6 protein-coding genes and 3 pseudogenes are annotated in these 6,971 nt (G+C 62.5%); 4 read left to right on the top strand and 5 right to left on the bottom strand.

Annotated features, from left to right (window positions below; all coding sequences use genetic code 11):
- Positions 1 to 198 (bottom strand): annotated as a pseudogene (locus tag ACIP98_RS41555) (DDE-type integrase/transposase/recombinase); the annotation flags it as partial.
- On the opposite strand from ACIP98_RS41555, the pseudogene ACIP98_RS41550 reads away from it, so the two are divergent.
- Both ACIP98_RS41550 and ACIP98_RS41545 read left to right on the top strand, forming a co-directional pair.
- Positions 137 to 646, top strand: a pseudogene (locus ACIP98_RS41550) (transposase); the annotation flags it as partial. The pseudogenes ACIP98_RS41555 and ACIP98_RS41550 overlap by 62 nt on opposite strands.
- 225 nt (positions 647 to 871) lie before the next feature.
- Positions 872 to 1,050 (top strand): annotated as a pseudogene (locus tag ACIP98_RS41545) (IS110 family transposase); the annotation flags it as partial.
- Here the strand turns inward: ACIP98_RS41545 and ACIP98_RS41540 are convergent.
- From ACIP98_RS41540 to ACIP98_RS41525, 4 genes are all read right to left on the bottom strand, one after another.
- Complete coding sequence (locus ACIP98_RS41540; RefSeq protein ID WP_401981993.1) at positions 1,020 to 1,391, bottom strand: transposase; 372 nt, start codon at positions 1,389 to 1,391, stop codon at positions 1,020 to 1,022. The pseudogene ACIP98_RS41545 and the gene ACIP98_RS41540 overlap by 31 nt on opposite strands.
- 254 nt (positions 1,392 to 1,645) lie before the next feature.
- Entirely contained in the window at positions 1,646 to 2,479 is an 834-nt protein-coding gene (locus tag ACIP98_RS41535; RefSeq protein ID WP_401981988.1) for an alpha/beta hydrolase family protein, read from the bottom strand.
- Positions 2,480 to 2,956: 477 nt separating this feature from the next.
- On the bottom strand, positions 2,957 to 4,432 hold the full coding sequence (locus ACIP98_RS41530; protein WP_401981985.1) for a ketol-acid reductoisomerase: 1,476 nt from the start codon (positions 4,430 to 4,432) through the stop codon (positions 2,957 to 2,959).
- 344 nt (positions 4,433 to 4,776) lie between these two features.
- Complete coding sequence (locus ACIP98_RS41525) at positions 4,777 to 5,211, bottom strand: cupin domain-containing protein (RefSeq protein WP_401981984.1); 435 nt, start codon at positions 5,209 to 5,211, stop codon at positions 4,777 to 4,779.
- 899 nt (positions 5,212 to 6,110) lie between these two features.
- Here ACIP98_RS41525 and ACIP98_RS41520 point away from each other — a divergent pair.
- Positions 6,111 to 6,590: a helix-turn-helix domain-containing protein gene (locus ACIP98_RS41520; RefSeq protein ID WP_401981990.1), complete on the top strand. Its 480-nt coding sequence runs from the start codon at positions 6,111 to 6,113 to the stop codon at positions 6,588 to 6,590.
- On the top strand, positions 6,535 to 6,971 hold a 437-nt coding region (locus tag ACIP98_RS41515), incomplete at its 3' end, for a transposase (RefSeq protein WP_401981981.1). The genes ACIP98_RS41520 and ACIP98_RS41515, both read left to right, overlap by 56 nt.

Genomic DNA, 6,971 nt, shown 5'->3' with positions numbered 1-6,971 from the left:
GGCCGTGTCGAGAGCGTCGACCACCACCAGCTCGGCGCGGTGGTGGTCGGCCATGGCGTAGCCGACGACCTCGCGGGTGGCCAGGTCCAGCCAGCAGGCGAGGTAGAGCCAGCCCTCGGCGGTGGGCAGGTAAGTGATGTCGCCGACCAGCTTGGTCCCTGGGCGTTCGGCGTGGAAGTCGCGGCCGATCAGGTCCGGGGCCGGCTTCGCCTTCGCGTCCGGCCGGGTCAGCGAACGCCGTCTGCGCCGGGTGACGCCGCGGATGTCGCGTTCACGCATCACGCGGGCGACGCGTTTGCGGTTCACCCGTCGGCCCAGGACCGAGGGCCTCGACAACAACCAGCGACCCGCGATCCGCATCCGCTTCGCCACAGAGACCTGCGCACCCTGCCCCTCCCGCGGGCAGTGCACCAACTCAACACGCCACGGTCGCCAGCTCACCGTCCACCCGCAAGGTCAAAACGCCGTAATCGAACACGTCCGCGCCGAGCAGTCCACAAAAGAAGGGAAGGCTGTATACGTGATCCGCTCCTGCATCGAGGGCACAATCCACCAGGCGGTCACAGCCACCGGCGCACGAAGAACCCGATACGCAGGACTGGGGAAGACCGCCCTCGCGCACATCCTCACAGCCACCGCCGTCAACCTGCTGCGACTCGACGCCTGGCGGACCGGAACAACCACTCGCCCCCACTCGGACATCACACCTCGCTGCCCTCGACCTCTCCGCATAAGCAATTGGGCAACGGGGTCATCGAGAGCTGGTACAACTCGCGGCATCTGCACAGCAGCCTCGGCTAGCGCAGCCGAGTACGAGACAGCACTTGCAGCCGCCATATCAGTGATGTCCGCCAAAGCGGGACAAGCTCACGCTGCGTTTGCTTCGCTCTCGCAGCCAGAATCACGCGCTTACTACGACGGGAAGTGCCGTAGGGGCAAGCAACATGTCGCTGCCCTGATCGCCCCCTCGTCAGACGGCGCATCGACGTCCTGTTCGCCATGCTCCGCGACGGCACCTTCTACCAGCCCCCGCTCAACAAAGCAGCTTGACCAAAGCCATAGGGGTCACCTTGTCGGGCCCCGGCGGCATGCTGGCGGGGCCCGCACGATGGTGGAGTCGACTGACACCACCCAGCAACGGCACCGGCGGCATCCGCCTTCGCCTGGGCTGCCTGCCGCGTCCGGTTGAAGGTGCCGTCGGCGGCCCACCGGCGGAACCGCGTGTGCAGCGTGGTCCAGGACCCGTACCGCTCGGTCACGTCCCGCCAGGCCGACCCGGTCCGGAACTTCCACACGATCCCGTTCAGGACCATCCGATTGTCCGGCCGCTTCCGCCCTGATGCCGCACGCGGCAGCAGCGGCCGGACGAACTCCCCCTCAGCGTCCGACAGTTCATGGCGGCGTATCTTCAGACCATGATCTACCAGGGAAGATCGTTTGACGACAGGCTATAGCGGGTTGCCATCGCACCTGGACCTACAAGTGAGTGTCTATCGCAGTGCGGGTGGACGCAGAGCCCCCGGCGATCCCCGTGGACGGCCCTATGCCGAGCATGTCAGCCTGCATACGCAGGCGGGTTCGCAGCTCAGAGTTGCCACATACCGACCCGCCCTACTGTTCGTTACTGCAGCAGGCTGTATGGAGTTTACCGAATAGTGCCGTTGGTGATGGAATGGGTAGGGGTCCTCGGAAGCGAACTCACCGATTGGCCGGTGGGTTCAAGGTAGCGGGAAGCCCACTGCGCGAGAATTCCGGCAGCGTATGCGGTGTCATCTTGATGCGTGAGCATGTGGTTGGCGCCATCGAGAGCCACGAAGGACTTGGGATGGCGTGCCCGCTGGTAGATGTCGCTGGCATTCTCGATACCCACGACCTCGTCCTGAGGTGAGTGCATGATCAGGAGCGGAAGGCCGAGTTCGCGAATTCGGCGCTTCTGCGGTTGCACCGCAAGATCTTCGATGAACTGCTCGCGGATGAGGAAGATACGGCCTCCCAGACTGAGCTCGGCCTGCCCGTGAGAGGCGATGCGGTCACGGACAGGAGCGATGAGGTGTTGCACATGTCCGGGGTCCGCCGGTGCACCGATCGTGGCGACGGCTCGGACCTCCGGAATGCGCTCAGCGGCGGCGATGGCAGCGGCACCCCCCAGTGAATGACCGATGAGCAGGGCCGGTGCCTGATGGTTGCTGCGCAGGTAGTCGGCCGCGCTGACCAGGTCGTCGACGGTAGAGGTGAAATTGGTCTCTGAGAACTCGCCCGCAGACTCGCCCAACCCGGTGAAGTCGAAACGAAGGGTCGCCACGCCCTTCTCGGCGAGGGCACGGGCAATCCGGACTGTCGCCACGCTGTCTTTGGAGCAGGTGAAGCAGTGCGCGAACAGCGCGTAAGCTCGAACTGCCCCTATCGGCTGCTCAATTCTACCCGCCAGGCTGTACCCGTGGGCTCCGGGGAACGCGACGATGGTGGTACGTCCGGCCATAGACTTCCTCCTTTGGTGTGACATGTGGGATTCCCGGCACGCTGCCTGAGTTGGACGACAGCATCCTTGCCGAGCGCACAATGGTTTCTGATCAGGTGTTCGCCACTTGTGTGCCTACCACCAGGGACTGCTTCGCTCGGACGCTCGGCGGGCGACGGGCGCGTCGATGCTGATGCCGACTCCAGATGCAGCCCTGGTGAGCCAGATCGGGCAGGCCGTTGGGGAGCCGGCGCAGCATTACCGACGGGCGTCACGGCTCGGCCTCCAGGAGCCCCTCGGCGTGCCAGTGCGGCTGGTGTGGACGGATGAGGAAGCGGCTCGAGGGGACACCGCAATTTACGTCGCGCGAGTACCCGGTCCCGTTCATACCGGGAGCGAGGTACTGCGCGTACTACGGCCGAGCAAGCTTGGAGAAACCCGCTGATCCGTGGTCCGGCCACACGAGGACAGGAGCCCTGCCAGGCGACGCAGGCGGAATTACTCCACAAAGATGTCTACTGACGGACGCATCTGCGAGCAGACCTCCAGTACCTGATGGATGACATGGCCTTCAAATTCAGTGAACGGGGTGGGATCCACCGCCTGATTATCGACCGCAGGGAAGGCCTGCTGAGTAAGAAGGTAATCGAAGCGCGGCGCCCACTTACGGGCGCCGAGCCTCGCGGTCGTAGAACAGTTATCCACCATGTAAGCGACGCCCTGGGCGTGCATGTAGGGGTTGAGCGAGTCCACCGCTTCAATCACCGACTCATTGGCGATCTCGGAGAAGGGGTGGCCCTGTTCAAGCAACAGATCCACCTGCGCCATCATGATGCCGCAAAACACGCCGGCGGTGAACGGATCCAGAGGAATATCACCATCTATTTCACGCCGGGCACGCACGCGCTGGCCGACTCGCCACATGTCCGCTTGGTCGATGCGGCTCATTGGAAATCGGTCGATTCGCTTGCCCGCCAGGATGACACTCCGGATCTCGTTGCCCGAACTTACCTCGTCGTAGATCTCCGCGGTGAGTTCCAGGCCCACAGGGTAGGCCGCGGAGTATGCTTCCGCAAACATGCCTTTACCTTCATCGCTGAGATGGCGATATACGCCAATCAGGCCGTCCTTGGAGATGATCCGAGAAATAGGGCCAGTGATGGACTCCACGGAATGACGGAAGGCGCCGCACTCACTCAGGTTGTCTTGCTCACGGTAGCGTCGGTACAGGCTCTCCACGATGCCGTGCACGCCCGCGAGGAGCATCGCACGTTCGCCACACAGATCCGACAGATACTCCGAGCGCAGCGTGGTCTGGAAAGTGAAAGGCGCACCGAGCGCAATAGACCAGCCCAGGGCACGCTCGACGGCCCGTCCGGTCACGTCCTGCTCCACGGCGAAGCTCGCGTTGATACCCGCGCCGTTGACCGTAGCACCCTGCAAATACAGGGCACGCACCGACGGCCCCATGCCCTTGGGACAGACCGCGATAACGTCGATTTTGGTCGGAAATGTTTCGGCTGTGCCCGAGAGGTGGCCCAAGAGGAAACCATGAGAAAGGCCAAGTGTGGTTCCAGGCCTTAGTGCTGCGAAGATTTCCCGGTAGTGCTCTGCCAGCGCCGCATCGGAAATAAGCAGCAGTACCATGTCGGAGCACGATATGACCTCGAACATTTCGCCGAGGGTGCCATTTTCCTCGGTGAAGCCAGCAGTGCGCGCGGCCTCACGGGAACGCGAGCCACTGCGCAGCCCAACCACCACCTTGGTAGTGTCGCCCAAAGAGTCCCGCAGGTTCTGTGCTTGAGCTGGCCCCTGAGAGCCCCAGCCAATGACGCCGATCTGGCGTACCCCCTCAAATGCGATGGGAAGCCGGTCAAACAGATGCCGACCTCCCCGCACGATGGCTTCACGCCGTCCGCCGAGGGTCACGTACTCCTTGTTGAAGACGGTGGTGTCGAAATCCAGAGTTTCCAATTCTTGGACCTGCTCTCTTGCGTAAGTGCGGGGGCTGTTGCCGTCACGAAACTCTTATCCGGTGCGGCGCAGAGATATGAAAAAGTCACTCAGCCCGACGCTCTCGCGGATTCGGAGTTCAGAACGTTAAGAGACGGGCAGGCAGCATTCATTGACCGGAGGGTGCGGCGTGATGCAAATGCATTACATGTGATGCCCGCAAGTATCTTAATGGCGCCTTAGGGAAGAGTCTTGCATGAGTGTCGACCAGAACAGAGATACATGAAGAGGGTTCGAGGAGTAATTGCGCTCCAGAGGACTACATGGCTCTGAATGATCGAAATTCACTCCGGCCCCAGGGATCTTTACTGAAAGTCGCAGCCAGGGTTGGATGCGTCCTCAGAGAGCGGCGCACTGTGGGGGAGGACGTATAGGACGTCAAGAACAACGTTATCCTTCCCGAGGTTTCTGCCGATATGAACATGGTTGACTCCGGACGGTTCCGTCAATGTGCGGCCCGCACGGTAAACGCCGTCGGATTCGCAACTGGCGTCGAAGTGGCTCAACGTACCCTTCCTCACAAAGCCGTACAGAATTCCGTCGTGATAGTGCCAGCCGGTTGCCTGGCCCGGAGGGATGGTGATCTCGCGAAGGATGTAGTCCGTGTTGCCCACGGTGCTTTGGGCAAGGATCTCAGCGGTGATTCCGGGACCGGCGGGGGTTGCGTGTGCGACTCCGGCTGTGAGGGACAAGCCAGCAGCCAGCCCTGCGGTCAATGCGGTACGGAGAAAGGTGCGCATATGCGTATCCCTATGTTTCGTGCGTGCGACGCCGTACCGTTTGTGACGGGGGCGACGCCCGGTGATTGCCTCGACATCGATCGGGTGCCCTACCTCTGCGACACGAAATACGTATTTCCGTCGAGACGTCGCGGCGAGCCCTGCTGCCACGAGCCTATGCCAGGGACAACGGGGAGCAGGAATCAGTCCGAGGAATGGTGGGCCCCTCAGTTGCGGTCATCTCAAGATCAAAAAACTGCAGCAAAAGACCGCTGACCTGCAGGCATCTAGGGTTCGAGAGCACGGCGTTCTTCCATTCGTAACTCGGGCCCGGGCGTGATCTTCAGCAGACCCGTCTAGGTCAGCTTTAGAACTTGGCACGCACTTCCAGAACTTTGGCGCGAGAGTTCTAGTCCGTCTGTGAGATTTTTCACCCTACTCGTTAAGGGCGACTTCATCTCCTGCGTCGGCGACCAGAATTCTGCGTCCATCGCCAGAGGAATCAGCCGACACGAGGATGACACGGGACCGTCAGTAGTCGGGCACAAAGGCCTCCGGGCGTCGCGGGAAAGGACATATCGACATCCGATGGAGCAGCTCCTGGCAGTCCCCACCCTGAAGCCGCGGCTAGCCCTTCACGTAAGATCGCTGCGGGCGTCCGCGTCTGCATCTACGGCCGCTGATGGTGCACGCGGCCGAGGAGTTGGGAATCTCGCGGTAGCGTGCTCACCCGACAGGGCCTGGCGTGTGGAAGAAGTTCATCCGGACCACTGTCCCTGACTCGAAGGGAAGCCACTTGGAAGTTTTTTTGGTTCCCATTGACTGATTGACTGCGGTCGGGCCGGTGTTACTCGCACCCGCCGGACCGGCGGCAGTATAGACATGCGGACGGCAAGTGAGGAGATCCGTTGTCGACCAATGTGGTAAGAAAAACCCCTCGCTCGCCACGATTCGCCAGGTGTAGCGGCCAGCCTGCAGGGTTCCTCGGCGACACGATCTTACTTGGCCACTGCGGGGAAAAACTTGCCAGGAAGTTTTTGCCGCCTGGAATTCCCGCCCGGGCCCGGCCCCGAGTCCCCAAAGTGCGACACTGGGCATACTTGAAGATGCTTGCCGCCCATTCAGGCCGGGTTTACACTCAGGAGCAAATCCTCGGGCACCTCCACGGTACGGGGCGCAACGTCACCGTGTATAGCGTGAACACGCACGTCGCGAACCTGCGCCGCAAGATCGAATCCGATCGCACCCGCCCGGCACGCTTGCACACCGTCTCTGGTGCTGGCTACGTCCTGTCGGACTCCGTTAGGTCTTCCTGTCGGGCCCGTTTGGGTGCATTTTGGGTGTGTGGACGCATACCAAGTGGGGCGGGTTCAGGCGGCGTTAGCGTTGTTCGTGGCTGATGTGTTCGCGTCGGTGCCGAGCAAGGATCAGCGGGCCAAGAGCGACTGCTACGTGCGGGGCCTGATGCTGGACGGCCGCCGCAAGTCCGTTCAGGCGATGGCTGGGCGGTTGCCGGACGGCAACGAGCAGAACCTGCAGCAGTTCGTGAACCAGTCGACATGGGATCCGGTGCCGGTGCAGCGGCGGATCGCCGAGCGAATGCTGCCCCGGGTCGCGCCGGCGGCCTGGGTGATCGACGATGTGTCGATGCCCAAGGACGGCCGGATGTCCGTGGCAGTGGCCCCGCAGTACTGCGGCTCGCTGGGCAAGCGGGCCAACTGCCAGGTCGCGGTCAGCGTGCACGCTGCCAGCGACACCGCTTCCTGCCCGCTGCAATGGCG

Source organism: Streptomyces sp. NPDC088354, assembly GCF_044753585.1.
Classification (GTDB): domain Bacteria; phylum Actinomycetota; class Actinomycetes; order Streptomycetales; family Streptomycetaceae; genus Actinacidiphila.
This window is presented reverse-complemented; position numbering and strand designations above follow the sequence as displayed.